Source organism: Bradyrhizobium sp. (assembly GCF_016462955.1).
Classification (GTDB): domain Bacteria; phylum Pseudomonadota; class Alphaproteobacteria; order Rhizobiales; family Xanthobacteraceae; genus Bradyrhizobium.
Genome location: NZ_JAEMSD010000381.1, coordinates 1 through 851 on the forward strand (window position 1 = coordinate 1; position 851 = coordinate 851).

Here is an 851-nt window from a genome sequence, read left to right on the forward strand (position 1 = left end):
GCGCACGCTGAGCCCGGCGCGCGTGATCGCGCGATTCGCCGTCCGTCTCGTGCTGCTCATGGGCTTTGCCGCATTCGGCAGCGTCGGCTTCGGCCGAAGCCTCGCCGTGCTGCTCTGGATGTCGATCGTCCTGTGCGCGCTCGCCAGCCTCGTCAGGCGGGAGCCTCTGTTCGGGGCCGCGCTCAATCATTGGGATGAGGCCGTCGCCTTCGCCGCGCTGTTCGCGCTGGTCCACATCGTCATCGATCCGGCCTGAACGGCACAGCGCCGGCTTTATAACCCTCCTATGAGATCGCCGCGCACTCGCCCTCGAAATCATATTCGCGGCTGGGGATATTGAGCACGCCGGCAAGGAGATGCGTCCGAGGCCGGCATCGTTCAAAAGGATCAAACCCGTGAAACTCGTCGAACCTCCCTCGTGCAGCTCGCCTTCGACCGTCGTCTTCATCGGCAGGAATCGCCGGGGACAATGGGTCGCCCAGGAACAGAACGGCCTCTATGGCGGCCTGTTCGTCAGCCGCGCCCAGGCGATCAAATATGCGCTGTTCGAGAACGGGCAGCATGCGGAAACCATCGTCGAGCTGCCGCGCGAGATCGAGCTCGACATGGGCAAGCGCCCCGACACTATCGTCTCGCGGAGCGCCGCTTGAACCGGCGCCGACAGGCAACAACCATGCTCATCCCTCCCGCCGCCTGGTTCACCGGATTCATTCCTGACCTGCCGACCCCGTTCGACGCGGCGGATGCGATCGATCTCGAGGCGCTGGCCGTGCTGTGCGAGCGACAGGTCGCGGCCGGCGTTCCCGCCATCGTGGTTTGCGAGACGGCCGGGGAAGCGCCGACGCTGTCGC

Annotated in this window: 3 protein-coding genes; all 3 read left to right on the forward strand. The window is 65.8% G+C overall.

What is annotated here, in order from left to right; translation table 11 throughout:
• The first annotated feature begins 7 nt into the window (after window positions 1–7).
• The gene (locus JHD07_RS28915; RefSeq protein ID WP_291628383.1) at window positions 8–256 is read left to right on the forward strand and encodes a hypothetical protein; all 249 of its coding nucleotides are present in this window, start codon (window positions 8–10) and stop codon (window positions 254–256) included.
• A 139-nt stretch (window positions 257–395) separates the two neighbouring features.
• Entirely contained in the window at window positions 396–650 is a 255-nt protein-coding gene (locus JHD07_RS28920) for a hypothetical protein (RefSeq protein WP_291628372.1), read from the forward strand.
• 23 nt (window positions 651–673) lie between these two features.
• Window positions 674–851, forward strand: a 178-nt coding sequence (locus tag JHD07_RS28925; protein ID WP_291628385.1) for a dihydrodipicolinate synthase family protein, incomplete at its 3' end; no start/stop codon positions are given.